At 69.5% G+C, this 24,950-nt stretch carries 20 protein-coding genes, 2 pseudogenes and 1 riboswitch; of the genes and pseudogenes, 9 read left to right on the top strand and 13 right to left on the bottom strand.

Going from position 1 to position 24,950, the window contains the following annotated elements; genetic code table 11:
- Positions 1–3: 3 nt before the first annotated feature.
- Positions 4–648 carry a dihydroxyacetone kinase subunit DhaL gene (gene dhaL, locus E3O28_RS07230; RefSeq protein WP_104100359.1) on the bottom strand — a complete coding sequence of 215 codons (645 nt, stop codon included), beginning with the start codon at positions 646–648 and terminating at the stop codon, positions 4–6.
- Between the two features lie 4 nt (positions 649–652).
- On the bottom strand, positions 653–1,651 hold the full coding sequence (gene dhaK, locus E3O28_RS07225; RefSeq protein WP_134342677.1) for a dihydroxyacetone kinase subunit DhaK: 999 nt from the start codon (positions 1,649–1,651) through the stop codon (positions 653–655).
- A 208-nt stretch (positions 1,652–1,859) separates the two neighbouring features.
- Between dhaK and E3O28_RS07220 the strand changes: the two genes are divergently transcribed.
- The 6 genes and pseudogenes from E3O28_RS07220 (at position 1,860) to E3O28_RS07195 (ending at position 7,519) form a co-directional block, all read left to right on the top strand.
- The gene (locus E3O28_RS07220) at positions 1,860–2,645 is read left to right on the top strand and encodes an IclR family transcriptional regulator (protein ID WP_134415498.1); all 786 of its coding nucleotides are present in this window, start codon (positions 1,860–1,862) and stop codon (positions 2,643–2,645) included.
- A gap of 81 nt (positions 2,646–2,726) precedes the next feature.
- A riboswitch (FMN riboswitch) is annotated at positions 2,727–2,858 on the top strand.
- A 98-nt stretch (positions 2,859–2,956) separates the two neighbouring features.
- Positions 2,957–3,973, top strand: a complete 1,017-nt coding sequence (ribD, locus tag E3O28_RS07215) for a bifunctional diaminohydroxyphosphoribosylaminopyrimidine deaminase/5-amino-6-(5-phosphoribosylamino)uracil reductase RibD (protein WP_104100362.1) — start codon at positions 2,957–2,959, stop codon at positions 3,971–3,973.
- A 7-nt stretch (positions 3,974–3,980) separates the two neighbouring features.
- Complete coding sequence (locus E3O28_RS07210; RefSeq protein ID WP_104100363.1) at positions 3,981–4,613, top strand: riboflavin synthase; 633 nt, start codon at positions 3,981–3,983, stop codon at positions 4,611–4,613.
- Positions 4,610–5,872, top strand: coding sequence for a 3,4-dihydroxy-2-butanone-4-phosphate synthase (gene ribB / locus E3O28_RS07205; RefSeq protein WP_104100364.1), 1,263 nt, complete (start codon positions 4,610–4,612; stop codon positions 5,870–5,872). The genes E3O28_RS07210 and ribB overlap by 4 nt, the downstream gene beginning before the upstream one ends.
- Positions 5,869–6,339 (top strand): 6,7-dimethyl-8-ribityllumazine synthase, encoded by a 471-nt coding sequence (gene ribH / locus E3O28_RS07200; RefSeq protein WP_104100365.1) that lies wholly within the window; start codon positions 5,869–5,871, stop codon positions 6,337–6,339. Before ribB ends, ribH begins: the two co-directional genes overlap by 4 nt.
- A 94-nt stretch (positions 6,340–6,433) precedes the next feature.
- Positions 6,434–7,519: pseudogene (locus E3O28_RS07195) on the top strand (MFS transporter).
- Between the two features lie 132 nt (positions 7,520–7,651).
- Here the strand turns inward: E3O28_RS07195 and E3O28_RS16920 are convergent.
- Positions 7,652–7,828 (bottom strand): annotated as a pseudogene (locus tag E3O28_RS16920) (ATP-binding cassette domain-containing protein); the annotation flags it as partial.
- 145 nt (positions 7,829–7,973) lie between these two features.
- On the opposite strand from E3O28_RS16920, the gene E3O28_RS07185 reads away from it, so the two are divergent.
- Entirely contained in the window at positions 7,974–10,169 is a 2,196-nt protein-coding gene (locus E3O28_RS07185; RefSeq protein ID WP_134415513.1) for an ABC transporter ATP-binding protein, read from the top strand.
- A gap of 197 nt (positions 10,170–10,366) precedes the next feature.
- Here E3O28_RS07185 and E3O28_RS16915 read toward each other — a convergent pair whose 3' ends face one another.
- Both E3O28_RS16915 and E3O28_RS07175 read right to left on the bottom strand, forming a co-directional pair.
- Positions 10,367–10,831 (bottom strand): glycosyl hydrolase-related protein, encoded by a 465-nt coding sequence (locus tag E3O28_RS16915; RefSeq protein WP_241973047.1) that lies wholly within the window; start codon positions 10,829–10,831, stop codon positions 10,367–10,369.
- A gap of 221 nt (positions 10,832–11,052) precedes the next feature.
- On the bottom strand, positions 11,053–12,906 hold the full coding sequence (locus E3O28_RS07175; RefSeq protein ID WP_134342681.1) for a phosphoenolpyruvate carboxykinase (GTP): 1,854 nt from the start codon (positions 12,904–12,906) through the stop codon (positions 11,053–11,055).
- A gap of 153 nt (positions 12,907–13,059) precedes the next feature.
- Between E3O28_RS07175 and E3O28_RS07170 the strand changes: the two genes are divergently transcribed.
- Complete coding sequence (locus E3O28_RS07170) at positions 13,060–14,502, top strand: helix-turn-helix domain-containing protein (protein WP_104099202.1); 1,443 nt, start codon at positions 13,060–13,062, stop codon at positions 14,500–14,502.
- A 289-nt stretch (positions 14,503–14,791) separates the two neighbouring features.
- Here the strand turns inward: E3O28_RS07170 and E3O28_RS07165 are convergent, their stop codons facing one another.
- The 8 genes from E3O28_RS07165 to E3O28_RS07125 all read right to left on the bottom strand — a co-directional run bounded on the left by E3O28_RS07165 (position 14,792) and on the right by E3O28_RS07125 (position 23,493).
- Complete coding sequence (locus E3O28_RS07165; RefSeq protein ID WP_134415496.1) at positions 14,792–15,916, bottom strand: ABC transporter ATP-binding protein; 1,125 nt, start codon at positions 15,914–15,916, stop codon at positions 14,792–14,794.
- Positions 15,913–17,412: an iron ABC transporter permease gene (locus tag E3O28_RS07160; RefSeq protein WP_134342698.1), complete on the bottom strand. Its 1,500-nt coding sequence runs from the start codon at positions 17,410–17,412 to the stop codon at positions 15,913–15,915. Before E3O28_RS07160 ends, E3O28_RS07165 begins: the two co-directional genes overlap by 4 nt.
- A 154-nt stretch (positions 17,413–17,566) precedes the next feature.
- Positions 17,567–18,616: an iron ABC transporter substrate-binding protein gene (locus E3O28_RS07155; RefSeq protein ID WP_104099200.1), complete on the bottom strand. Its 1,050-nt coding sequence runs from the start codon at positions 18,614–18,616 to the stop codon at positions 17,567–17,569.
- Positions 18,617–18,729: 113 nt separating this feature from the next.
- Complete coding sequence (locus E3O28_RS07150; protein ID WP_104194191.1) at positions 18,730–19,569, bottom strand: SDR family NAD(P)-dependent oxidoreductase; 840 nt, start codon at positions 19,567–19,569, stop codon at positions 18,730–18,732.
- A 1-nt stretch (position 19,570) separates the two neighbouring features.
- Positions 19,571–20,872 carry a thiolase family protein gene (locus E3O28_RS07145; RefSeq protein ID WP_134415495.1) on the bottom strand — a complete coding sequence of 434 codons (1,302 nt, stop codon included), beginning with the start codon at positions 20,870–20,872 and terminating at the stop codon, positions 19,571–19,573.
- 557 nt (positions 20,873–21,429) lie between these two features.
- Positions 21,430–22,227 carry an RNA methyltransferase gene (locus E3O28_RS07135; RefSeq protein WP_134415494.1) on the bottom strand — a complete coding sequence of 266 codons (798 nt, stop codon included), beginning with the start codon at positions 22,225–22,227 and terminating at the stop codon, positions 21,430–21,432.
- Positions 22,228–22,766: 539 nt separating this feature from the next.
- Positions 22,767–23,198 carry a hypothetical protein gene (locus tag E3O28_RS07130; RefSeq protein WP_134415493.1) on the bottom strand — a complete coding sequence of 144 codons (432 nt, stop codon included), beginning with the start codon at positions 23,196–23,198 and terminating at the stop codon, positions 22,767–22,769.
- A 49-nt stretch (positions 23,199–23,247) separates the two neighbouring features.
- A complete protein-coding gene (locus E3O28_RS07125; protein ID WP_134415492.1) occupies positions 23,248–23,493 on the bottom strand; it encodes a hypothetical protein in 246 nt (81 codons plus the stop codon).
- Between the two features lie 622 nt (positions 23,494–24,115).
- Between E3O28_RS07125 and E3O28_RS07120 the strand changes: the two genes are divergently transcribed.
- Positions 24,116–24,853, top strand: coding sequence for a helix-turn-helix domain-containing protein (locus E3O28_RS07120; protein ID WP_104099205.1), 738 nt, complete (start codon positions 24,116–24,118; stop codon positions 24,851–24,853).
- Positions 24,854–24,950: the final 97 nt, after the last annotated feature.

Raw genomic sequence — 24,950 nt, 5'->3', positions numbered from 1 at the left:
GATCTACTCCTTGTCGAGGATCTCGGCCAGAGCCTGGAAAAGCAGCGACGTCGACGCGGCTCCCGGGTCGATGTGGCCGATGCTGCGTTCCCCCAGGTAACTGGCCCTGCCCTTGCGGGCGATCAGGGGTGCGGTGGCATCCCGCCCCGCTTGTGCAGCGGAGTAGGCAGCACGGGCCGCCGAGGAGATATCGGAGAAAACGACGAGGTCGGCGTCGAACGCGTCGAGCGCGGGAGCGAGGACGTCGAACATGGTCTTATCCCCGGCCTCGGCCTTGCCGCGGGCAACGACGCCGCCCAGCCCTGCACGAAGCGCGGCCGCCAGGCCGGGCGCGTCCAGGGTGCTGACCGGTCCTGCCGAGGTACCGATCCGCAGGAAGAAGGTGCCGTACAGGGGGCCGCTGGCACCACCCACGGACGTCACCAGGGTCATGCCCACGCCCTTGAACAGTTCGTCGACGGCCACGACCGGTGAGGCCTGGATTTTCTCGAGGACCGCATCCATGCCGCGGGTCATGTTCGAGCCGTGGTCCGCGTCGCCGATGGCCGAATCCAGTTCGGTGAGGTAGGAGACCTGCTCGGTCACCAAGTCGCGAAAACGGGTGAGCCAGCCGGTGAGCTGGTCAAGGCTGATCGTGTCATTCGTCATGGTGCTAGATTCCCCAGCGCAGCCCGGCGGTGTTCACCGGCGCATCCCACAGATGAAGCAGGTCCTCGTCGGCCTTGAGGATCGTGACGGAGCAGCCCGCCATGTCCAGCGCGGTGATGTAGTTGCCCACGAGGGAGCGGGCAACCGTGATGCCGGCGGCGTCGAGGATCTTCCTGACTTCGGCATACATGACATAGAGCTCGATCAACGGGGTTCCGCCCAGCCCATTCACCATCACGATCGTCGGGGCGCCGGTGAAGTCCAGGTCGGCGAGGATCGGCTCGACGAGCAGACGGGCAACCTCGGCGGCCCCGGCCAGCGGCACCCGGCGGCGGCCCGGCTCCCCGTGAATGCCCACGCCGATCTCCATCTCGCCTTCGGCAAGTTCGAAGGTCGGTTTCCCGGCCGCGGGAACCGTGCAGCTGCTGAGGGCCACGCCCATGGAACGGCCGGACTCATTGACCTGGCGGGCCACCGCGGTGACGGCCGCGAGGTCGCGGCCTTCCTCGGCTGCCGCACCCGCGATCTTCTCGAGCAGGACAGTGGTTCCGACGCCCCGGCGGCCTGCGGTGAAGGTGGAATCCTCGACCGCGACGTCGTCGTTGACGACCACGACGGCAACCTCGATCCCGGTCTCAGCCGCGGCCAGTTCCGCGCCCATTTCGAAGTTCATCACGTCGCCCGTGTAGTTCTTGACGATGTGCAGCACGCCCGCTCCGCTGTCCACGACTTTCGTGGCCTCGAGCATCTGGTCGGGTGTCGGCGAGGTGAAGACCGCCCCGGCGCAGGCCGCGTCAAGCATTCCCACACCGACGAAACCGCCGTGGAGCGGCTCATGGCCGGTTCCCCCACCAGAGAGCAGGGCGACTTTGCCTGCTCTGGTCGGGTCTGTCCGGTAGATGATGCGGTTGACGTGGTCGACGCGAAGTTCCGGGTGTGCGGCCGCCACGCCGATGAGGGAATCGGCGAGAACCGTCTCCGGGGAATTGATTAGTTTCTTCATGTTGAGACCTCCAGGATTATCTTCATGTTTGCTCTCCGTTGAACTTTTCGAGCTGGATCCGCGAGACACTTTCCCTCGCGACTCAAAGAAATACAGAACGCAATTCGATAATGTCGAATATCCTCCAGAGAGTGGCCCAATGTCAACACGTCGTATGAAGACGCGTTGGTGACGCGGCATACTTAAGGAATCAACCGGAGGTGCAGCTGTGATTCAAGCCATCGATCGTGCGGCGAAAGTGCTGTCGACGTTGCAGGGCGCACGCCACCTCGGCATAACCGAACTCGCCACCGAACTCTGGTTGCCGGTCTCGACCGTGCACGGCATCGTCAAATCGCTGCAGGGCCACGGTCTTGTCGCGCAGGAGCCTGGCGGCACCCGGTACATGCTCGGCCCGGCCCTGCTCAAACTCTCGAATGTCTACCTCGACACGCTCGACGTGCGCGCGCGGGCCATGCGCTGGACCCTCGAACTCGCGCGCAGAACCGGACTGTCCACACGTCTGGGGGTGCAATTGTTCGACGAGGTCATCATCATTCACCACAACCAGCGGCCTGACGGCAGCCAGCAGATGCCCGAAACGGGCCTGTCCATCCCGGCCCACGCCTCGGCAATGGGCAAAGTCCTCCTCGCATACAGTCCGGAATACGCCTCCGGACTGCTGGGGAGGCCCCTGCGCAGTCTCACCGGCGCCACGATCACCGACCCGGCTCAGCTGGCCATCCAATTCGTGTCGATCGTGAGCGACGGCATCGCCACCGAAGAGGACGAGGCCGTGCTGGGCGAGTCGTCGATCGCGGCGCCCGTGGTCGACACCCGCGGCAATGTCATAGCCTCGGTCGCCGTTGTCGTACCGTCGAGCGAGTGGCCTCCCGACTCCAGCGTGCTGAACGGATTGCGTGAGACGGCCCGGAACATCTCCCGGGAACTCGGCGCCAGCACCTGGCCGCCGCGGGCCCTCCAACCGGCCGTCGCCGCGCATCCGCAGTCGTGAGCGCCCATCGCAGGCCGCACTCTCGAACGGGAATTTTTCTATGGCCGACGCGTTGGGATATAACTAGTAGTAGTTATATGAAACGTGCTCCGGGGTCGGTGTAAGTCCGAACCGGCGGTGAAAGTCCGCGACCCGTGCCGCTCCCAAAGCGGAACGGTTGAGCTGGTGAAATTCCAGCACCGACGGTTAAAGTCCGGATGAGAGGCGCACGAGTCGATGGACCATTCCGGTCGGTCGGCGGGTTTCGCAACCCACATGGTGTTCGCCGCACCGAAAACCCGGAGTTCGTTGCACCAACGGACAGGACGGGAATGACGGACCAAGCGGCGCTCGAGGCCACCATGCGGCGTGCGCTCGCGCTGGCCGCGAATGGGCCGGCCACAGGCCCGAACCCCCGCGTCGGCTGTGTTCTCCTCGACGATTCCGGGCAGGTCCTGGCCGAAGGCTGGCATCTCGGCGCCGGAACCCCCCACGCCGAGGTTGTCGCCCTGAGCCGGCTCGCCGCCGGCGCCGCCCGCGGTGCCACCGCCGTCGTCACCCTCGAACCCTGCAACCACACCGGCCGCACCGGCCCCTGCTCGCTCGCCCTGATCGACGCCGGCGTCCGCCGGGTCGTCTACGCCGTCGCCGACCCCGGCGTCGGCTCCTCGGGCGGGGCCGACCGGCTCCACGGCGCCGGAATCGACGTCACCGGCGGGCTGCTCGCCGACGAGGTCGAACCATTCCTCGCCGACTGGCTCGTCGCCGCCCGTCTCGGGCGCCCGTTCGTGACGCTCAAGTGGGCGTCGAGCCTCGACGGGCGCGCGGCGGCCGACGACGGGACCAGCCGCTGGATCACCGGACCGGAGGCCCGGCAGGACGTGCACCGGCGGCGCGCGGCAGCCGGCGCCATCCTCGTCGGCACCGGCACCGCGCTCGCCGACGACCCTGCCCTGACCGCCCGCGACGCCGCTGGAAAGCTTCTGCCCACGCAGCCGGTGCCGGTCGTGATCGGCACCCGCGGCATCCCCAACGACGCCGCCCTCCGCGCCCACCCGCATCCGCCCCTCTTCTTCGCCACCGACGATCTGCTGGCCGTGCTGCACGACCTGCACCGGCGCGGCATCCGTCACGCCTTCATCGAGGGTGGGCCCACTCTCGCCAGTGCGTTCGTCGCGGCCGGGCTGGTCGACGAGTACCTCGTGTACCTCGCGCCCACGCTGCTCGGCGGCGCCCGGCTCGCCCTGGGCGACATCGGGGTGGCCGGCATCACCGACCAGCGCCGCCTGGCCATCGACCATTACGACCGACTCGGCGACGACCTCCTCGTCGTCGCCCGGCCGAGATAGGACAATCATGTTCACCGGAATCATCGAGGAACTCGGCCAGGTCGAGAAGGTGGAGCGATCCACGGATGCCGCCCGCCTCACCATCCGCGGCCCGAGAGTCGTAGCCGACGCCGGCCACGGCGACTCGATCGCGGTCAACGGCGTCTGCCTCACCGTGGTGGAGCGGACCGGCGACACCTTCACCGCCGACGTGATGGCCCAGACCCTCCTCATGTCCACCCTCGATGCCGCCCGCGCCGGCAGCCCGGTCAACCTCGAGCGCGCCGCCCTCGTCGGCGACCGCCTGGGCGGCCACATCGTGCAGGGCCACATCGACGGCACCAGCACCCTGCTGGCCGTCACCCCCGGTGAGGCCTGGCGGGTGCTGCGGTTCAGCCTCTCCGCCGAACTCGCCCCGCTCGTGGTAGGCAAGGGCTCCATCGCCGTGGACGGCGTCTCGCTGACCGTCAGCAACATCAGCCCGGCGAGCGAACCGGACCAGTGGTTCGAAGTCTCTCTCATCCCCGAAACCCTCACCGTTACGACGCTGGGACAGCGCACGATCGGCGATCACGTCAACATTGAAACCGACATCCTGGCCCGCCACGTGGAGCGCATGCTCGCCCTGGCGGACGCCGGATCGAAAAGGAGCCACTCATGAGCCTCGCCGACATTCCTACCGCGCTGGATGCCCTCCGGCTCGGGAAACCGGTCATCGTCGCCGACGACGAGGGCCGTGAGAATGAGGGCGATGTGATCATCTCCGCCCAGATGGCCACGCAGGAGTGGATCGCCTGGACCGTGCGGTACTCCTCCGGCTTCATCTGCGCGCCGATGACCAACGACCTAGCCGACAAGCTCGATCTGCCGGTGATGGTGCCGAACAATGAGGACCCCCGCGGCACGAACTACACGGTGTCGGTCGACGCGGCCGACCGGCTCAGCACCGGGATCAGCGCGGCCGACCGCGCGCACACCCTGCGCGTGCTGGCCGATCCGGCCTCGACGCCGTCCAGCCTGCACCGGCCCGGCCACATCATGCCGCTGCGTGCGAGGGATGGCGGTGTGCGCGAGCGGGACGGCCACACGGAGGCGGCCGTCGACCTGATGAAACTGGCCGGCCTCGTACCGGTCGCCGGAATTTGCGAGATCGTCGCCGAAGACGGCGAGATGATGCGCCTGCCCGGGCTCCTCGCCCTCGGCGAGCGCGAGGGCGTGCTGGTGATCACCATCAAGGACCTGATCGCCTACCTGCAGGAGTTCCACACCGACACCGAGCTGCCCACAGTCAGCCCGATCCTCGAATCGCCGCGGGTGGACTTCGAGGTGGAGACCACGGTGCCCACCCGGCACGGCTACTTCCAGGTGCGCGCCTACCGGGACCGGATGACCGGCGCCGACCACGTGGCCATCGTCTCCGGCACCCCCGCCGACGGCGCGATCGTGCGGGTGCACTCCGAGTGTCTCACCGGTGAGGCGTTCGGCTCGCTCAAATGCGAGTGCGGGCCTCAACTGGATGCCGCCCTGGAGACCATTCAGGAGCTCGGCGGCGTCGTCGTCTACCTGCGCGGCCAGGAGGGCCGCGGCATCGGGCTGATCAACAAGCTGCGCGCCTACAAGCTGCAGGAGGACGGCCTGGACACCTTCGACGCCAACGTGGCGCTGGGCCTTCCCGCCGACTCCCGAGACTACGGCGCCGCCACGGCCATCCTGCACGACCTGGGCCTGTCCGCCGTGCGGCTGCTGACCAACAACCCGGAGAAGGTGCGCCAGCTCGAGGCGCACGGCATCACCGTGACCGAGCGAGTGCCGCTCGTCGTCGGCGTCGGCACGCACAATCAGGACTACCTGGCCGTCAAGCGCGACCGGATGGGCCACCACATCACAGAAGCAGACATGCTGAAAGGAATCGCACTATGAGCGGAGCAGGCTCCCCGGAGATCGAGATCGACGGAACCGGGCTGGACATCGTGATCGTCGCCGGACGCTGGCATGACGTGATCACCGACGGGCTGATCGCCGGTGCGACCCGGGTGCTCGAGGCATCCGGTGCCCGCTACTCGCTCGTGCGGGTTCCCGGCAGCTTCGAGCTGCCGGTTGCATGCAAGGTGGCCCTCGACAACGGCGCCGACGCGGTTGTCGCGCTCGGCGTGATCATTCGTGGCGGCACCCCGCACTTCGAGTACGTGTCGTCGGCGGCAACGGATGGCCTCACCCGGGTGGCGCTGGACACCGGCAAGCCGGTGGGTTTCGGTGTGCTCACCCTCGACGACGAGCAGCAGGGCCTGGACCGGGCGGGCCTGCCTGGCTCGAAGGAGGACAAGGGCGAGGAGGCGGCCGCGGCGGCCATCGCGACCGCTCAGCTGCTGCAGAAGCTGCGCGAGTAAGACACGACCATAATGCGGCGGCATCCGTATCGTTTCCGGAGCGTGGGCCGAGGATTAGCGGAGCCGAGACTCCGGACGTAGGGTGCAAGGGCGGCTGTCACAAACGGCCGCCCTTCTCGACTTCCCGCACCTGTTCTCTCGACCGGAAACGAGACCACGGCGCTGCCGGCGTCGTTCGCCGTCTTCGGCGCGGCCATGGTGGCCCGCCCCATCGGCGCGCTGGTCTTCGGCCACTTCGGCGACAAGAGGGGCCGCAAGGCCACTCTCGTCGGGGCACTGCTGACCATGGGCATCGCGACCTTCCTGATCGGGGTGCTGCCCACCTACGCCATGATCGGCTGGCTCACGCCGGACCTGCTCGTGGTCCTGCGCCTCGCCCAGGGCTTCGCACTCGGCGGGGAGTGGTCCGGCGCCGCGCTGGTCGCGACCGAGAACGCCCCGGTCGGCAAGCGCGCCTGGTACGGCACGTTCCCGCAGGTCGGCGCCCCGCTCGGCTTCATCATCGCCAAGGGCCTGTTCCTGGCCATCGCACTGGCCCTGCCCGGTGATGACCCGACCCGCTGACGACCCGACCCGCCCCTCGGACGCGTTCCGCGAGTGGGCGTGGCGCATCCCGTTCCTCTTCTCCGCGGTGATGGTCGTCGTCGGCCTCTGGGTACGCCCGCGCCTGGTCGAATCCGACGCCTTCACACAGGTCGTCGCCACCAAGCGTGTGGAGAAACTGCCGCTCGCGGCCGTGTTCCGGTCGCACTGGCGCCAGCTGATCCTCGGCACCTTCATCATGCTGGCCACTTACGTGCTGTTCTTCGGCGTGGTCACGTTGGCCTCCGGCCCCTGGGCCGACAGGCACGGGCGCCGCAAGACCCTGATCTTCGTGACCCTGGCGATCATCGGATTCGGCCTGCTCTTCGTGCCGCTGATGGGAATGACCTTCGGGCCGATGGGCGCGCTGCTGCCCGAATTGTTACCGACCAGCGTGCGCTACACCGGCTCCGCTTTCGCGTACAACATGAGCTCGATCCTCGGGGCGGCGGTGGCTCCGTTCATCGCGATCTGGCTGTGGACCCTCGGCGAGGGCAGCCCGTTCTGGGTCGGCGTCTACCTCTCGGTGATGGCCGTGATCGCCCTGGTCGCCCTGCTGCTGAGCCGCGAGACCCGCGACATCGACATCGAGCACTGACCTGGCTCTCGGCCGGCTCTCGACCGGCTCTCGACCACCGGTGGTCGAACCTGTCGAGACCCGGGTCAGTCGAGGAACAGGGTGCGCAGGCGCCGGGTCGTGAAGGCCAGGCCGAGCAGGATCATAGGTCTCGCCGGTGCGGGTCGAGACGGCGCCCAGCCTGTGCATGGTGGTGGACTTGCCGGCCCCGTTCGGGCCGAGCAGTCCGAAGGATTCGTCGGGCGCCACCTCGAAGTAGATGCCGTCCACGGCGGTGAAATCCTGGTGCCTCGTGACGAGATTCCGGGCCACGACGACGGGCTCCGGCACGGTTCCCTGCTGGAGACCGCCGGGCCCATCCCAAGCGGGATGCGGTTAAGATCATTCAGTGAGTACCCCCAGCAACCCCCGTTCCGCCGCCCGCCCGCCCACCAGCACGGCCGGTCGCACGGCCGGTCGCGGTCGCCTCGGCCGGATGGGGCGCCGCGACGATGCCGGCGGACCCCGCGCGACGTTCAGCCAGTTGGTCCCGTATCTGCTCGAGCACAAGAAGGTGCTCGGCTTCGTCATCGTACTCAGCATCCTCGGCGCCCTCGCCAGCCTCGCCCAGCCGCTCCTGGTCAGCCAGGTCATCACCATCGTGCAGGAGGGTGACGCGCTCGGCAGCCTGGTGTGGGCGCTGGTCGCACTCGTCGTCATCTCCGCCCTGATCAGCGGCTACCAGCACTATCTGCTGCAGCGCACCGGTGAGGGCGTCGTGCTCTCCAGCCGCCGCAAACTGATCGGGCGGATGCTCCGCCTTCCGATCAGCGAATTCGACACCCGCCGCACCGGCGACCTGGTCTCCCGGGTGGGGTCGGACACCACGCTGCTGCGGGCCGTGCTCACCCAGGGTTTGGTCGAGGCGATCGGCGGGTCGCTCACGTTCGTCGGCGCGCTCATCGCCATGCTCGTGATCGATCCGGTGCTGCTCGGCCTGACGGTACTGGTGATCGCCGTGTCGGTGGTCACCGTCACACTGCTGTCGCAGCGCATCCGTGCCGCCAGCCTCGCCGCGCAGGCCAAGGTCGGCGACCTCGCCGCCAGTGTCGAGCGCGCCATCAGCGCGGTGCGCACCGTGCGTGCCTCGAACGCCACCGACCGGGAGATCGCCGCCGTCGAGGAGGACGCCAAGGGCGCCTGGCGGATGGGCATCCAGGTCGCGAGGATCTCGGCCCTCGTCGTGCCGATCGCCGGCATCGCCATGCAGGTGTCGTTCCTGGTCGTGCTGGGCGTGGGCGGCTTCCGCGTGGCCAGCGGCACCATCACGATCGCGGACCTGATCGCGTTCATCCTGTTCCTGTTTCTGATGATCGTGCCGCTCGGCCAGGCGTTCGGCGCGATCACCTCCGTGAATGCCGCGCTCGGCGCCCTCGGCCGCATCCAGGAGATCATCGACCTGCCCACCGAGGACCAGTTCGACCGCGACATCGCCCCTCTGGCCATCACGGTCGGCGCCGCCAACGAGTCCGTGCGGCCGGATGCCCCGGCGATCTCGTTCGAGAACGTGCAGTTCGGCTACCTGGTCGCCTCGGCAGCGACGGATGCCGCGGGTGCGGAGGCCGGGTCGCAGGCCGGGTCGCAGGCCGATGCTGCCGGTGTCGGCCGTGTTGCCGGCGCCGCAGCCGGTGCGGGGACTATCGGCTCTGCTGCGGCCGCGTCGGCGGATTCCGCCGCTCTTTCCGGTGCCGGGCGTTCCGCTCACACGGCTTCCGATGCCGAGCTCGTCGCCGCCGAGAACGCGATGATCGAGACCGCCGTCGCGGCTCCGTTCGTGCTCGAGACCGCCATCGTGGTTCCGGCCGTGATGGAGGCCGTGCTGGCCGAACCCGACCTCGTCGAGGCAGATCTCGCGGCCGCTGACCGCTCCGCGGCCGCGGCCGACCGTGCTGCCGAGCAGGCGACCGAACGGGCGACCGAGCGCAGCGACGCCGACGCCGCCGGCAAGCCCCGCCCGGTGCTCCGCGGCGTCTCCTTCGACGCCCCGCGCGGCAAGCGCACCGCCCTGGTCGGCCCGTCCGGTGCCGGCAAGAGCACCATCCTGGCCCTGATCGAGCGCTTCTACGACCCGACCGGAGGCGTTGTGCGCATGGGGGGACTGGACATCCGCACCCTCGACCGCACCGCGCTGCGCTCGCAGATCGGCTACGTCGAACAGGACGCCCCCGTGCTGGCCGGTTCGCTGAGAGACAACCTGACCCTGTCCACGCCCGACGCCACCGACGAGGAGTGCATCGCCGTGCTGCACGCCGTGAACCTCTCCGAGGTGCTCGAGCGCGACCCGGCCGGGCTGGGCGCGGCGGTCGGCGAGTCCGGCGTGATGCTCTCCGGCGGCGAACGCCAGCGGCTGGCGATCGCGCGCGCCCTGCTGGCCGCGCCGCCCATCCTGCTGCTGGACGAGTCCACCTCGAGTCTCGACGGCGTCAACGAGCAGAAGATGCGGGCCGCGATCGACGCGGTCGCCGTGGACCGTACCCTGATCGTGATCGCGCACCGCTTGTCGACCGTGGTCGACTCCGACCAGATCGTGGTGCTCGACCACGGTCAGGTCATCGGCACCGGCACGCACTCCGAGCTGGTCGCCTCGACGCCGCTCTACCGCGAGCTCGCCAAGCACCAGCTGCTCGTTTAGCCTGGACTGCCCGAACCAATTCGACGGAGAATTTAGTCGAAACCGCCAGTTTTGGGCCTGAAACACCCGATCTAGCCAAAATCTCCGTCGAATTCGTAAGGCGCATGTGGCCCTGTCAGCGCGCGGACAGCGGGTAGGTGGGCGGGTTACAGGGCGGGTAACAGGGCGGGTAGTAGTGCGGCCGGGACCGCGGGCGGTCAGCGGCGCGCGAAGCGCAGGGTTACCAGTTGGAAGGGACGCAGCTCGATCGTCAGCGCGGAGCCATCGGCGGCGAACGGAGCCCGCGGCGCGGTCAGGGGGCGTTCCAGCAGGTCGGTTTCGGTGGCATCCGTCGCGGCGAAGTGACGGATGACCCGCACCCGCACCCGCGACCCGTGCGCCTCGTAGAGCCGCACGATCAGATCCCCGCTGCGGTCCTCGGCCAGCTTGACCGCCTCGACCATGACGGCCGGGTGGTCGACCTCGATCAACGGATCCACGCGGGCCGCTCTCACCCCGGTCACCGAACAAAGCGGCAGGTTCAGTCGGTACCCCTCCGCGACCGCCTCGGGGATACCGGCGCCGGCCCGCAGCGACACGGATGCCCGGTGCACCGCCGGGCGCAACCGCGCCCGCACGAACCGGTCGATGCGTTTCTCCACGAGTCCGCCGTCGTCTTCCACCGCACCTGCGACTTCCCGCCGGGCACCGCCGCCCGACTGGCAGCATCGTACGACCGCCCCCCGGCCCCACACGTCCGCCACTGCGGGCGCTCGTGAACCAATTCGACGGAGATTTTCGGATCTGAAGCGGTTTAAACACCCGAAACAGCCCCACGGGAGCAAAATCTCCGTCGAATTCGTCAGCAACGGATGCCGCAGCGCGCCAGCGGCGCCGAGCTCCGCTATGCGTTTCGGAGGTTGTAGCGCACGCTCGCGAGCTCGGAGAGCAGCGCCGGCGGCACCCGGTCGCCGAACTTGGCGAAGTACTCTTCGGTGAGGTCGCACTCGGCCAGCCAGGAGGCCGGGTCGATCGCAAAGAGCTGCTCGACATCCGCGTCGGCCAGGTCCAGACCCTTCAGGTCGAGGCCACCCTGGACCGGGAGGTGTCCGATCGGGGTGTCCACGGCATTCGCGAAGCCTTCGACGCGGCGCACGATCCACTCGATCACACGGGAGTTCTCGCCGAAACCGGGCCAGAGGAAGCTTCCGTCCGCGCCCTTGCGGAACCAGTTCACCTGGAAGATCTCCGGCGCCTTGCCGCCGAGACCACGGCCGACCTTGAGCCAGTGCGCCCAGTAGTCCGCCATGTTATAGCCGCAAAAGGGGAGCATCGCGAACGGGTCGCGGCGCAACTCGCCGACGGTGCCCTCGGCGGCCGCGGTCTTCTCCGAGGAGATGGTCGCGCCCATGAACACGCCGTGCTTCCAGCTGCGGGCCTGGGCCACCAGCGGCACGTTCGTCGCGCGGCGTCCGCCGAAGAGGATGGCGTCGATCGGCACGCCGCCGAAGGCCTCCCAGTCGTCGGCGATCGACGGGCACTGCGCCGCAGCAACCGTGAAGCGGGAGTTGGGGTGGGCGGCCGGGCGGCCGGAGGCGGGCGTCCAATCCTTGCCCTCCCAGTCGATCAGGTGGCTGGGAGTGGTCTCGGTCAGACCCTCCCACCACACGTCGCCGTCGTCGCGCAGTGCGACGTTCGTGAAGATCGTGTTGCCCCAGACGGTGGCCACGGCGGTCGGGTTGGTGACCTCGCCGGTTCCGGGGGCCACACCGAAGAAGCCGGCCTCCGGGTTGATCGCGTACAGCCTCCCGTCGGGCCCGGGGCGCAGCCAGGCGATGTCGTCGCCAATGGTCTCGACCTTCCACCCCGGGATGGTCGGGCGCAGCATCGACAGGTTCGTCTTGCCGCAGGCCGACGGGAAAGCCGCGGCCAGGTGCGACACGCCGCCCTCCGGGGAGGTTACCTTGATCAGGAGCATGTGCTCGGCCAACCAGCCCTCGTCGCGGGCCATGACGGATGCGATCCGCAGCGCGAACGACTTCTTCGAGAGCAGCGCGTTGCCGCCGTAGCCCGAGCCGAAGGACCACACCTCGCGGGTCTCCGGGAACTGCACGATGTACTTGGTGTCGTTGCACGGCCAGGAGACGTCCCCACGGCGGCGCCCCTCGGCGTCGACCAGCGGATAGCCCACGCTGTGCACGGTGTGCACCCAGGGGGCTCCGGCCTCGATCATGTGCAGCACCTTCTGGCCCATGCGCGTCATGATGCCCATGTTCAGCACCACGTAGGGCGAGTCGGTGATCTCCACGCCGAGCTGGGAGATGGGGCCGCCAAGCGGGCCCATCGAGAACGGCACGATGTACATCGTGCGCCCGCGCATGCTGCCCGCGAAGACTCCCTGCAGCTCGCCCCGCATCGCGTCCGGGTCGGCCCAGTTGTTGGTGGGGCCGGCATCGCCCGGGTCGACCGAGCAGATGAAGGTGCGGTCCTCGACGCGCGCCACGTCCGACGGGCTCGTGCGGGCCAGGTAGCTGTTGGGACGCCACTCCGGGTTCAGGTGAATGAGCTTGCCCTCGGCTACGAGCTGTTTCGCGAGCACATCGGCTTCGCGCAACGATCCGTCGCACCAGACGACGGCGTCGGGCTGGGTCAGCCGGGCAATTTCGTCCACCCAGGCCTGAAGGTTGGGGTCGGTGGTGCCGGCAACATAGCGGGACTCGCCCCCGCCGGTCTCAAGTCGGGAATTCGCGATTGTCATTTCCTGGCCTTTCGTGGTCAATCCGGCGTGAACCAGTGGTCTGCAGTCGTGGGGGGACGCAAATACGCCCCCCTCTCCACAATGATCCACCGATGCCACCGGTGCCGGAAGTGCTCAGGTTAAGAACAGCGAATCTTTCGTTATCGTTAAGGAATGTCGACACGTGCCGCTGATCTGATCACCCTGGGACTCCGTGTCCGTCATTTCCGGGCCGAGCGCGGCTTCACGCTCGACCAGCTCGGCGAGCAGGTCGGCATGGCCGGGAGCCAGCTCTCCCTGATCGAGAACGGCCGCCGCTCCCCCAAGCTGTCGACGTTGCAGGACATTGCCACCGCCGTCGACGTGGAGCTCACCGACCTGCTCAAAAACGAAGCGCCGAACACGCGGGCCGCACTCGAGATCGAGCTGGAGCGCGCGCAGCGCAATCCGCTCTACGGCGCCCTCGGCCTGCCGCGGGTGAAGATGACCAAGGGCATGCCGATGGCGGCGCTCGAGTCCCTTCTCGGTCTGCACCGCGAACTCGCCCGCCGCGCCAGCGAAGCCATCGCCACGCCGGAAGAGGCCCGCCGCGCGAACACGGAACTGCGCGAACAGATGCGCGAACAAGATAATTTCATGCCCGACATCGAGCAGCTCGCCGAAGACCGAGTGCGGGCATCCGGGCATGTGTCGGGCGCCCTCACCCACCGGGAGGTCAGCGTGATGGCCGAGCAGCTCGGCTTCAACCTCATCTACGTCAATGACCTGCCCGGCTCGACCCGGTCGGTCACCGACCTGGTCAATCACCGCATCTACCTGCCGCCGGCGTCGATCCCCGGCGGTCACGGCTTGCGCTCGATGGCGCTGCAGGCCATGGGGCACCGGCTGCTCGGCCACGAGCGGCCGGGCAGCTACGCCGAGTTCCTCTGGCAGAGGCTGCAGATCAACTACTTCGCGGCCGCCTGCCTGATGCCGCAGGCGGCATCCGTCGCGTTCCTCTCCCACGCCAAGCGCGAACGCGAGCTCTCGGTCGAGGACTTCCGCGACGCCTTCGGGGTGACCCACGAGGCCGCGGCGCTGCGACTGACGAACCTGGCCACCTCGCACCTGGACATGCCGCTGCACTTCCTGCGCGTCACCGGCGACGGCGCCCTGCAGAAGGGCTACGAGAACGACGACCTTCCCCTGCCGGCCGACGTGACCGGCTCGATCGAGGGCCAGTTCGTCTGCAAGCAGTGGAGCGCCCGCAGCGCCTTCACCCACACCAACCGCACCACCGAGTTCTACCAGTACACCGACACGCCGGCCGGCACCTTCTGGTGCGCCACCCAGACCGGGGCGACGGATGCCGGCGAGTTCTCGATCAGCGTCGGCGTGCCCTTCGTGCAGGCCAAGTGGTTCCGCGGCCGGGAGACCACGCAGCGGGCGGTGTCCCGCTGCCCGGACGAGTCCTGCTGTCGCCGCCCGGCCTCCGAGGTCTCCTCGCGCTGGGCCGGCAAGGCCTGGCCGAGCGCCCGGCTGCACGCGCACGTGCTGTCGCCGCTGCCCAGCGGCACCTTCCCCGGCGTCGACGACACCGAGGTCTACGAGTTCCTCGAGGCGCACGCCGCGGAGTAGTGGGGATCCTGGCACTGAGCCACTTACGTCGTCGGGTCATCCGTCGACGAAGACGACTTCGTCTTCGTCTCCGTCTCCGTCGAACGAATTCGACGGAGATTTTGCCAGAAACGGTCCCGAATGCTCCGAAACTGCTTCTTTTTGCGAGAATCTCCGTCGAATTGGTTCGATACCGGACACGGCGCTCCATCTTTGATGAACAGCGTACGCTCGGCGCGGACAGGAGACGACGGGCGGCTCGGCGCGGACAGGGCCCGACGGAGCGGCCCGACGGGCGGCAGGGCGAGGGTCAGGGGCGGGCGGCGAACGCGGTGGCGGTGCCACGGGCGGTGAGGCTGACCCGGCTGCCCACGACGGTGCCCATCGTGCCGTGCTGCCTTACGTGCACCAGCGTCCCGGGGCTCTGCGTCCCGGGGCTCTGGGGGAAGCCGGACGCCGGGGCGCCCACGCAGAACAGGCGCACCGCCAGCTGCACCTCGGGCCCGTAGAAATCGACCGCTTCGACCTGGCCGGTACAGGAGGCGGCGGCATCCGCCCCTCCGGACTCGCAGTGCTCGACCATGATCTGCTCCGGGCGCAGCATGATGCAGGCGTCGCCGCGCAGGCTGGTGGGGGCGACCGCGACTGTGCCCAGCGCGCAGGCGGCGAAACCGTCCGAGATGGTGGCCGGTAGCACGACTGCGTCGCCGAGGAACCGGGCCGTGAACAGGTCGACGGGGCGCCAGTAGACCTCGCGCGGCGGCCCGACCTGGCAGAGGTTGCCGTCGCGGAGCACCGCGAGCTGGTGGGCGAAGCTCATCGCCTCCGCCTGGTCGTGGGTGACGAGCACCGTGGTGATGCCGACGCGCTCCAGCGTTTCGGCGACGATGTCGCGGGTTGCCGCCCGCAGTCCGGCATCGAGGGAGGAGAACGGTTCGTCGAGGAGCATCACCCGCGGCTGGCGGGCGAGGGCCCGCGCTAGGGCCACGCGCTGCTGCTGGCCGCCGGACAGTTCGTCGGGGCGGCGGGCGGCGAAGTCGGGCCTCAGCGACACCATCTCGAGCAGCTCGCTCACGGCACGGGCGCGTTGCTTGCGGGTGCCGCCGCGGAGCGCCGGGCCGAGGCCGAACGCGATGTTCTGGCCCACGGTGAGGTGCGGGAACAGGGCGCCGTCCTGCGCGACGAAGCCGATCCCGCGCCGATGCGCGGCCACGGCCGCGCCCGGGCCGGCCACAGTGCGACCGAGCACGCTGATGGTGCCCGAGTCGGGCAGCTCGAAGCCGCTGATCAGGCGCAGCAGGGTGGTCTTGCCCGACCCGGACGAGCCGACCACGACCGTGCGGCTACCCTCCGGCACCGAGAGGGCGATGTCCTCGAGGATACGGCTGCTGCCGAAGCTCTTGTTGACCCCGGACAGTTCGACGGCGGCGGTCATGAAACGCTCGTCAGCCGGGAGCGGGCGAACAGCAGGTAGGTGACCGGCAGGCTCAGCACGATCATCAGCAGGGCGTAGGGCGCGGCGCCGACGTAGTTGATGTCGTTCACCTTCGACCAGAACTGTATCGCGAGGGTGCGGGTGCCGCTCGGGGCCAGCAGCAGCGTAGCGGTCAGCTCGGTGACGATGCCGAGGAACACGAGCGCCCCCGCGGCCAGGGCCGAGGGCGCGAAGAAGCGGGTGGTGACACTGAGGAACGCGGCGAACGGATGCTTGCCGAGCGACCGGGCCGCCTCCTCCAGTCCGACCGGAACCTGTGCGAGCCCGGCCCGGAGGTTCACCAGCGCGCGCGGCAGGAACATCAGCAAGTACGTCACGATCACCAGCACGGTGGTCTGGTAGAGCGGCTGCACGAAACGGATGCTGATGGTCACCAACGCGAGGGCCGTGACGATCCCAGGGAGGGAACTGGTGAGGTAGTTGACCGATTCGAGGCCGCGGGACAGCCGGCTCGGGTAGCGCACCGCGAGGAACGCGATCGGGAACGCGAGTACACAGGTGACCGCGGCGCCGACGAGGCCGTAGCCCACGGTCTGCAGCAGGGCCTGGACCAGCACGGCATCGGTCCACACGATTGCGCCGCCCTGGTAGAGCCAGCGGATGACGCTCCAGAACGGGACTCCGATCGCGAGTGCGAACAGCCCACCGAGGAACAGGTAGCCGACCGGCGTGAAGGCGCGGAGGGAGCGCCGCGGCGTGACCCGGGCCACACCCGAGCCGATGCGGGCGTACCGGGAGCGTCCGCGGGCACCGGACTCTCCGATCAACAGGAACAGGCACAGCAGCACGAGAACGCCGGCGAGGGCGTTGGCCGCGGGGCCGTTGAACGTGGACCGGTACTGCTCCACGATGGCGGTGGTGAAGGTGTCAAAGCGGATCATCGCGAACGCGCCGTATTCGGAGAGCAGGTGCAGCCCTACCAGCAGGGCGCCGCCGAGGATCGGCAGCCGCAACTGGGGCAGGATGACGCGGAAGAAGACGCCCCAGGCACCGCTGCCGAGCGACTCTGCTGCCTCTTCGACCGTGGGGTCCAGCCGACGGAGCGCGGCGACGCAGGGCAGGTAGACCAACGGGAAGTACGACAGGGTGGCGATCAGAACCCCGGACCAGAGCCCGTTCAAGGAGGGTACGGCGCTTACCCAGCCGTAGCTGTTGACGAAGGCCGGCACCGCGAGCGGCGTCGCCAGGAGCACGGCGAACACCCGGTGGCCGCGCAGGGAGGTGCGGCCGACCAGCCAGGCGGCGGCCACCCCGATCGCCGCGGTCAGCGGCACCGTGATCACGACCAGCCCGATCGTGTTCAGGAGCAGTTCGCCGACCCGCGGCCGGAACACGAGCGCCGAGAGGGTCGGCCAACCGGTCAGGATACCGGTGACGATGACGTAGCCCAGCGGCAGCAGCCCGAGCACGGACACGGTGACGGCGGCCGCCACGATGAATGGTGACGGTCGTTTGCCGACCCGGCCGGCGGCATCCGTGCGCCCCGCAAGCCCCGTTGCGCCGGTTTCGGCTACGGCTCCGCGACCGGTGTCCGACGGGTCGGGCGCCGGTTTCGCGGTCGGGGGGGCTGCAGGTATCACCAGTTTCAGCCTAGAGGAAACCGGCCTCGGTCATCAGATCGGTGACCTTGGTGCTGTTGAGTTTGGACGGGTCGATGACGGGGGCGTCGAGTTCGCGAAGCGGCACCATCGCGGGGTTCGCGTCGACCGCGTCGGAAACGGGGTACTCGAACGAGGTGCCGGTCTTCAGGATTTCCTGTCCGGCCTTACCGGTGATGAAAGCGAGGAACGCCTGAGCGGCCACGGGGTTCGCGCTGGTCTCGAGCACTCCGCCGCCGGAGACGCTGACGAACGCACCGGGATCCTGGTTCTTGAAGTAGTGCATCTGGGTGCTGGAGCTGTTCTCGCCCGTACCGGCCTGGTCTGCGAACCAGTAGTAGTGGTAGATCACGCCCCCGGGGATCTCACCCGCGTTGACGGCCTTCATCACGGTGCTGTTGCCTTTATAGACGACCGCGTTCTCCTTCATGGCCGCGAGCCAGTCGCTCGTTGCGGCTTCGCCCTTGAGCTCGAGGAGCGCACTGACGATGGCTTGGAAGTCGGCGCCGGAGGGCGACGCGGCCCAGCGGCCGGCCCAGGCCGGGTCGGCGAGGTCGAGCAGCGAGGCCGGCAGTTCGCCCGCGCTGATCATGCTCGGGTTGTAGGCGAACACGGTCGAGCGGGCGGCAATGCCGGTCCAGGTGCCGGTGGACGGCTGGAACTGCTTGGGAACTTGGGCCAGCGTGGCGTCGTCGACCGGGGCGAACAGGCCGGCCTTGTCGACGAGGCTGATCGCGGGCGAGTTCTCGGTGAGGAACACGTCGGCCTTCGACGCGGCGCCTTCCTGCACGAGCTGGTTGCCGAGTTCCGAGTCGTCGCCGTTGCGGAGCGTGACGGTGACGCCGGTCTCCGCGGTGAATTCGTCGGCCCAGGCCTGGGTCAGTTCCTCGTGCTGGGCGTTGTAGACCGTGATCGAACCCGACGGGGTGGACGCGTCGGTAGCACCAGGACTGGATTCCTCGGGTGCGCTGCACCCGGTCACCCCGAGCAGGGCCACCGTTCCGATAGCGGTAAGCAGTGCCCAGCGGCGTGTCAAGATCATCGTGTTGCGTCCCTACTGTCGTGCGGGCATGACCCGCAGTGCTTTTAGGTAAGCCTACCCTAAAGAAATTGGCGTCGTCGGGGCCGCAGGGGAATACACAGGCTCGGCCCCGGTCAGCGGGGCGGCATCCGGATGGCGCCGTCGAGCCGGATGGTGTCGCCGTTAAGCATCGGGTTCTCGACGATGTGCCGCACGAGCGCGGCGAACGCGGCCGGGTTGCCGAGCCGGGAAGGGTGTGGAACCTGCGCCGCGAGGGACTCGCGCACGTTCTCGGGGAGCCCCTGAAGCAGCGGGGTGTCGAAGATGCCGGGCGCGATCGCCACCACCCGGATCAACGATCGGGCGAATTCGCGGGCGAGCGGCAGGGTCATCGCGGCGACGCCGCCCTTCGAGGCGGCATAGGCCGCCTGACCGATCTGCCCGTCGAAGGCTGCGACGGATGCCGTGTTCACGATCACACCGCGCTCCGGGACGGTGCCTGCCGTCTGGTCGATCGTGCCGGGGGTGCCGTCCGTGCCGTTCGTCCCGGGGGCTCCGTCCGTGCCGCCAACCGGGTCGGTAGCCTGCATGGCGGCCGCGGCCAGCCGGATCACGTTATACGTGCCGACGAGGTTGATGCGAATGACCCGGTCGAAGTCGTCCAGCGGCAGCGGGGCCCCGGTGCGGTCGACGGTGCGCTGGCCGGGGGCGATGCCGGCACAGTTGACCACGATGCGCAGCGGGGCGATCGCGGCGGCGGCGTCGACGGCGGCCTGCACGTCCTCGGTGCGGGTGACGTCACCCGGCACGAAACACGCCCGGCCGCCGATCACGACCGCCGCCTGCTCCCCACTGGTGCCGGGCAGGTCGAGCAGCACGACCGCTGCCCCAGCGTGGGCCAGGGCGGTGGCGGTGGCCAGCCCGAGGCCGGAGGCGGCTCCGGTGACGAGGGCGGAGCATCCGTCGACGCGCATCTCAGAGCCGTTCGATGATGGCGGCGTTGGCCATGCCGCCGCCCTCGCACATGGTCTGCAGGCCCCAGCGGCCGCCGGTCAGTTCGAGGTGGTTGAGCAGGGTGCCGAGGAGCCGGGTGCCCGAGGAGCCGAGCGCGTGGCCGAGCGCGATGGCCCCGCCGCGCGGATTGAGCAGGGCCGGGTCGGCGCCGAGTTCGCGCAGCCAGACCAGCGGCACGGTGGCGAACGCCTCGTTGACCTCGTAGGCGTCGAGGTCGTCGATGCTGAGACCGGAGCGCTCCAGGATGCGCCGGGTCGCCGGGATCACGCCCGTGAGCATCAAGAGCGGGTCGCTTCCGGTCACCGCGAAGCTGTGGAACCGGGCGCGCGGGTTGAGGCCGAGCTGGGCGGCGCGTTTAGCGCTCATGATCAGAGCCGCGGAGGCGCCGTCGGTGAGCGGCGACGAGTTGCCGGCGGTGATGTGCCAGTCGAGTTTTGGGAAGCGGGCGGCGAGGGCGTCGGTGCGGAACGCCGGCGGCAGGGCGGCCAGGGAATCGAGGGTGGTGCCGGGGCGGATGGTCTCGTCGGCGGCCACGACCCGGCCGTCCCGCAGAGTCGTCGGCCGCAGTTCGCCGTCGAAATCGCCGCGTTCGGCGGCGGCCGCGGCGAGGCGGTGCGAGCGGGCGGCGAAGGCATCCAGTTCGCCGCGGCCCAGTTTCCACTTCTGGTTCATCAGCTCGGCCGAGACGCCCTGGTTGACGAGCCCGTCAGGGTAGCGGTCGCGCATCAGCGTGCCGTGCGGATTCGGGATCTGTACACTCTGCTGGTTCTGGTGGCTCTGCCCGCCTTGCTGGTTCTGCGGGCTCTGCCCGCCTTGCTGGTTCTGCGGGCTCTGCCCGCCTTGCTGGTTCTGCGGGCTCTGGGCCGTGCCGAGCGACGAGCCCAGCGGCACGCGGCTCATCGATTCGACGCCGCAGGCGATGACGATGTCGTAGCTGCCGGCCATCACGCCCTGCGCGGCGAACGTGGCCGCCTGCTGGCTGGATCCGCACTGCCGGTCGATGGTCGCGCCGGGCACCGAGTCGGGAAAACCCGCGCTGAGCAGGGCGGTGCGGGTCACGTTGTAGCCCTGCTCGCCGACCTGGCTGACGCAGCCGCCGATCACGTCGTCGACGAGCGCGGGATCGAGCCCGTTGCGGGTGACCAGTTCGCTCAGCACCCCGGCCAGCAGGTCCGCGGGGTGCACGCCCGAGAGGGCGCCGCCCGGCTTGCCTCGACCCGACGCGGTGCGCACGACATCGACAATGACAGCCTCGTTGCTCATGACCTCAGCCTAGGCTTCTGGTGCCACCGCGGCGCGGAGCGGGGAGCGCGTGTGGGCTGCAGGCTGCAGGCTGCGGGCTGCGGGCTGCGCGTGTGATTCGGGCTGCGCATGGGGTACGGGCTGCGCATCTGGTACGGGCTGCGCATCTGGTACGGGCTGCGCATCTGGTACGGGCTGCGCGTGTGATTCGGGCTGCGCATGGGGTACGGGCTGCGCATGGGGTACGGGCTGCGCATGGGGTACGGGCTGCGCGTGGGGCTAACTCAGGAGATCCGGTGGGGAAGCCGTCGTCCGGCGGGTTCCGCCGCACTGGTCCGGGGGCTAACAGAACGCGGCCGACGTATCTCCTGAGTTGGCCACAAACGCGGCAGGACAGGGACGTGCGGGTGTGGCGTGCGGGTGTGGCGTGCGGCGGTGAGCCGTGCAGGTTCGGGTGTGACGTACGGATGTGGCGTGCGGGTGTGGCGTGCGGGTGTGGCGTGCGGCGGTGAGCCGTGCAGGTGCGGGTGTGGCGTGCGGCGGTGAGCCGTGCAGGTTCGGGTGTGGCAGGCGGGGCGTCAGCCCGAGAGCGCCCACATCGCGACGGCGCTGGCGGCGGCCACGTTGAGGGAGTCGATGCCGTGCTTCATCGGGATCTGCACCACGGTGTCGGAGGCCGCCAATGCGTCCGGGGTGAGCCCCTCACCCTCCGCGCCGAGCAGCAGCGCCAGCCGCTCGTGCTCGTGCCCGGGGAAGTCGCGCAGGCTCACGGCATCCGTTGTCAGGGCGAGCGCGGCGAGGTGGAAACCGTGCCGAGTGAGCAGCGCGCGGGTACTCGGCCAGTCGCCGACGCGGGTCCAGGGCACCTGCAGCACGGTGCCCATCGAGACGCGGATGGCGCGACGGTAGAAGGGGTCGGAGCAGCGCGGTGTGACCAGGATCGCGTCGGCGCCGATGGCCCCGGCGGAGCGGAAGATCGCGCCGACGTTCGTGGGGTCGGACACATTCTCGAGGATCACGATGCGGCGGGCGCCGGCGAGTAGCGACTCCGGGTCGGGCAGCTCGGGCCGGTGCATCGAGGCGATAACGCCGCGGTGCAGCACGTAGCCGGTGAGCTCGGCGAGAAGCGCCCCCGGGCCGACGAAGATCGGCACGTCCTCGCCGACGAGGGCGCGGGCCTCAGGGGCGGTGTTGCCGAGTGTGAGCACCGACCGCGGCCGGTGTCCGGCGCGCAGGGCCCGCTCGAGAACCAATGCCGATTCGGCTATATACAGGCCGTGTTCGGTGCCGCGCGCCTTTTTCAGTGCCACATCGGTGAGATGGGCGTAGTCCGCAAGCCGCGGATCGCTGAGGTCGCTGATCTCGATGACGGGCATCCGATCAGTCTAATCGCGGGGCGGGGGCGGGTGGCTGGATGCGGGGCACCTCGGGGCTAACTCAGGAGATCCGGGCGGCGGACGGCAGCCGGCACCCGGACCAGTGCGGCGATCCCACGGATGCCGCGGCGCATCTCCGGAGTTAGCCGCACCTTTCATCCGCCCGTCGGGCACGGACAGCCTGGGTGCCCCGGCGCCCGAGTGGCCCCGCCGGTAGCGGATTCACGGCCCCCGGAGCACAGGCAACGGCTTCGGCCGGGCTACGATTTGCAGGAGTTATGTACCGGTAAGGGTTGCGCCCTGGGGCTAACTCAGGAGATCCGGGCGGGGGGACGGCAGCCGGCACCCGGACCAGTGCGGCGATCCAACGGATGCGGCAGCGCATCTCCTGAGTTAGCCGCACCGCTCGACGTGTCGGCACGGTCCCGTGTGACCGGCCCTGGGTGATCGGTCCTGGCGGCACTGTGCTATCGGCCGGGTCGTGTGATGGTGAGATCATGGCTGCGGATTCCTCCCGGCCAGGGGGTGCCCGGCATCCGTCAGCAACCGGTCCGCGACAGGAACATCCGCGCGGCCATCAACGTCATCGCCAGCGCCATACTCAGGTGCTGGGCCGACTCCAGTCGGAGCGTGGCCGGCTCGACCCCCGACCCGGTCGGGCGGCACGCCGACCGCACGGCGCTGGCCGCGAGGGCAACGGATGCCGCAGCCAGCAGCACCACAAGCCAGGCCGGCAGCGTTCCACCGTCGGTGATCGCCGGCGCGTGCCCGGCATGGGCGCCGTTTCCCACGGCGGTCCCGGCGGCAACGGGCGCAGCGGCAGCCGTGGCACTAGCCGTGGCACTGGTTCCGGCGCCAGCGCCGGCCACCGCGACCGAGCCAACCGAGCCGACCACCGCGACCGAGCCAACCGAAGCCGCCGTAGCCTTAGTCGACGCCGCCGGCAGCATGGCGACCCACATTACGGACATCAGTAGCAGCGATACGGCGTGATGCGCGGCGGGCATGCGGTGCCGCCGGTCAAGTATGGCCAGCAGCGCCGCCCCGACCAGGAGCCCCGCCCAGGAGCCCCGCCCAGGCCAAGGAGCCGAGCAGCTTCATGCCCGGCAGCACCATGTCGGCGCACGAGACGGTCATGACGACCATGGTGGGAGCCGCGACCAGGGCGCGGCCCGGCATCCGGAGCCCGGTGAGCGCGCACGCCGCTCCCAGGCCGGACGCCGCGGCGGCGGCGACCAGGCACACGGACACCCAGATCGCGGTCATTTCGGCTCACGATAGGCCGGTCTCCCCCGTGGGTCTTGCCTGTCAGCGCACGGATGCGCGGCGGCAGCGCACGGATGCGCGGCGGCAGCGCACGGATGCGCGCAGCGAGGCGACAGCGCTCCGTGTGGCTAACTCAGGAGATTCACCGCGGCGAAACCACCATCCCGCACCTGTGGCGCACGGGTCCGCACTGGCCCGTGCCGAATCGGCCGCCCCGATCCCGGAACTCCTGAGTTAGCCTCCGCGAACCCGGCATGACTTCTGCACGCTGGTGGGGGCGCCGGCCCGGGCCGCCGAAAGACCCGGACGGGGGCGCGATGCGGCCCCCCACAATTTGCAGGAGATATGCACGAGGAGGATTCGGACCCGAGGACCGGGAACCCTCGCGCGCGGGCGCGCCGTCACGGTGGTGTGGCCAACTCAGGAGACGCGCCGCACCACCCCTCGCTCCCCGCACTGGTCCGGGCGACGGATGCCGCGCGGCACCCGAGTCTCCTGAGTTGGCCACACACACGCACACACACACGCACACTCCGAGTGCATAGCTCCTGGGGCGACCGCGGGCCCTGAACCACGAATGCGAGAATGGCACCGTGTCGACGTCAATGAGCGGGGTAACGGGATGAGCGAGCAGAGGAAGCCCAGCGGGCCCAGTGCCAACGGCCCGAACGGTGCGCCGCATTCGCAGACCCTGTCGCGCGGCATCCGCGTGCTCGAGATTCTCGCCGACGCCGACGAGGCCCTGACCATTGCCGACGTGGCCGCCGCCCTCGGCGTGCACCGCTCGATCGCCTACCGAATATTACGCACGTTGGAGGACCATGGGGTCGTGATCCGGGATGCCGCGGGCGCCGTACGCCTCGGCCCACGGATGGCCGCGCTCGCCCGCGGTGTCTCCCGCGGTCTGCAGGCCGCGGCGCTGCCCGAGCTGACGAGCGTCGCGAACGAGTTGGGGATGACAGCCTTCGTGACCGTGCTGGACCGGGCGGAGGTCGTCACTCTGGTCAGCGTGGAACCGCGGCAGGCGCACGCCACGGTCGCGCAGCGCCCCGGCACGCGGCATCCGCTCGGCCGGGGTGCACCCGGGATCGCCATCCAGTCCCTGCTCACGGCGACCCAGTGGGTGAACCTCGGCGAGGGAGCCCGCCGAGGCGAGGCCGCCGACGTGCGCGCACGCGGCTTCGCCACCAGTCATGACGAAGTCATTCCGGGGCTGGCCTCCGTGGCGGTGCCGCTGGTCGTGCCCGGCGAGGCACCGGCGGCTCTGGCGGTCGTCTACCTCGGCACCGGGCAGAGTGACGCCGCGATCGGCGCGCGTCTTGTGACGGCCGCGGCCGTAATTGCAGCCGACCTGCGCTAATTGCCGCCACACCGGTCCAGACGCGGGCGCTTCGACCGGGCGGGCGCCGCCGACCGGGCGAGCGCCGGCAGCCGGGCGGGCGCCGCCGACCGGGCGC

The organism is Cryobacterium sp. TMT2-14 (assembly GCF_004402465.1).
Lineage (GTDB): Bacteria > Actinomycetota > Actinomycetes > Actinomycetales > Microbacteriaceae > Cryobacterium > Cryobacterium sandaracinum.
The sequence above is the reverse complement of the archived record's forward strand: the minus strand, read 5'-3'. Positions and strand labels throughout refer to the sequence as shown.

What these genes read in the sequence shown, in the direction of transcription:
- dhaL (WP_104100359.1), bottom strand. Translation starts at nt 648, where the DNA reads ATGACGAATGACACGATCAGCCTTGACCAGCTCACCGGCTGGCTCACC.
- dhaK (WP_134342677.1), bottom strand. Translation starts at nt 1,651, where the DNA reads ATGAAGAAACTAATCAATTCCCCGGAGACGGTTCTCGCCGATTCCCTC.
- ribD (WP_104100362.1), top strand. Translation starts at nt 2,957, where the DNA reads ATGACGGACCAAGCGGCGCTCGAGGCCACCATGCGGCGTGCGCTCGCG.
- E3O28_RS07210 (WP_104100363.1), top strand. Translation starts at nt 3,981, where the DNA reads ATGTTCACCGGAATCATCGAGGAACTCGGCCAGGTCGAGAAGGTGGAG.
- ribB (WP_104100364.1), top strand. Translation starts at nt 4,610, where the DNA reads ATGAGCCTCGCCGACATTCCTACCGCGCTGGATGCCCTCCGGCTCGGG.
- ribH (WP_104100365.1), top strand. Translation starts at nt 5,869, where the DNA reads ATGAGCGGAGCAGGCTCCCCGGAGATCGAGATCGACGGAACCGGGCTG.
- E3O28_RS07185 (WP_134415513.1), top strand. Translation starts at nt 7,974, where the DNA reads ATGGGGCGCCGCGACGATGCCGGCGGACCCCGCGCGACGTTCAGCCAG.
- E3O28_RS07175 (WP_134342681.1), bottom strand. Translation starts at nt 12,906, where the DNA reads ATGACAATCGCGAATTCCCGACTTGAGACCGGCGGGGGCGAGTCCCGC.
- E3O28_RS07170 (WP_104099202.1), top strand. Translation starts at nt 13,060, where the DNA reads ATGTCGACACGTGCCGCTGATCTGATCACCCTGGGACTCCGTGTCCGT.
- E3O28_RS07165 (WP_134415496.1), bottom strand. Translation starts at nt 15,916, where the DNA reads ATGACCGCCGCCGTCGAACTGTCCGGGGTCAACAAGAGCTTCGGCAGC.
- E3O28_RS07155 (WP_104099200.1), bottom strand. Translation starts at nt 18,616, where the DNA reads ATGATCTTGACACGCCGCTGGGCACTGCTTACCGCTATCGGAACGGTG.
- E3O28_RS07150 (WP_104194191.1), bottom strand. Translation starts at nt 19,569, where the DNA reads ATGCGCGTCGACGGATGCTCCGCCCTCGTCACCGGAGCCGCCTCCGGC.
- E3O28_RS07145 (WP_134415495.1), bottom strand. Translation starts at nt 20,872, where the DNA reads ATGAGCAACGAGGCTGTCATTGTCGATGTCGTGCGCACCGCGTCGGGT.
- E3O28_RS07135 (WP_134415494.1), bottom strand. Translation starts at nt 22,227, where the DNA reads ATGCCCGTCATCGAGATCAGCGACCTCAGCGATCCGCGGCTTGCGGAC.
- E3O28_RS07130 (WP_134415493.1), bottom strand. Translation starts at nt 23,198, where the DNA reads ATGTCCGTAATGTGGGTCGCCATGCTGCCGGCGGCGTCGACTAAGGCT.
- E3O28_RS07125 (WP_134415492.1), bottom strand. Translation starts at nt 23,493, where the DNA reads ATGACCGCGATCTGGGTGTCCGTGTGCCTGGTCGCCGCCGCCGCGGCG.
- E3O28_RS07120 (WP_104099205.1), top strand. Translation starts at nt 24,116, where the DNA reads ATGAGCGAGCAGAGGAAGCCCAGCGGGCCCAGTGCCAACGGCCCGAAC.